Source organism: Rhizobacter sp. P2_H2 (assembly GCF_056403375.1).
Genome location: NZ_JBFUFP010001770.1, coordinates 1 through 612, shown reverse-complemented (window position 1 = coordinate 612; position 612 = coordinate 1). Strand labels below are relative to the sequence as shown.

The 612-nt window shown below is 76.9% G+C and carries 1 pseudogene; it reads right to left on the bottom strand.

Annotated elements, in window-relative coordinates:
- Positions 1–612 (bottom strand): annotated as a pseudogene (locus AC1D15_RS36115) (heavy metal translocating P-type ATPase); the annotation flags it as partial.

Sequence of the window (612 nt, the reverse complement as noted above, 5' to 3'; positions counted from 1 at the left end):
GCCGAGCCGCCATTCCACGCCGCCGCTGTCGCGCGCCGACAGGCCGCGGCCGGTGTGCTCGGCGACCTCCGACCAGGCGATGCCGTCCTGCGGCGCGAGCCCGGCCACCGCCTGCGACAGCGGATGGCGCGACCAGYGCGCGAGCGAGGCGGCGCGGTGCAGCAGCTCGGCCTCGGATCCGTGTGCGCCGGCCAGCAGCCGCACCGCCGAGCAGTGCGGCTGCTCCTGCGTCAGTGTGCCCGTCTTGTCCAGGAACACCGTGTCGACGCGCGCCAGCACCTGCAGCGCGTCGAGCCGCTGCAGCAGCACGCCACGCCGCGCCAGGCCACGCGCCGCGGCGACGAAGGCGGCGGGCGCCGCGAGCGACAGCGCGCACGGGCAGGTCACGATCAGCACCGAGACCACCACCCACAGCGCGCGCGACGGGTCGACAACGCTCCACACCGCGCCGGCACCCGCCGCCAGCAGCAGCACGCACCACAGGAAGGGCGCGGCCCAGCGCTGCGCCGCGTCGGCGGCCGACGGCCGGCCAGCCAGCGCCGCATGCATCTGCGCGACGATGCGCTCGTGCCGCGTGTCGGCGCCGGTGCGCTCGACACGCATCACCACCGG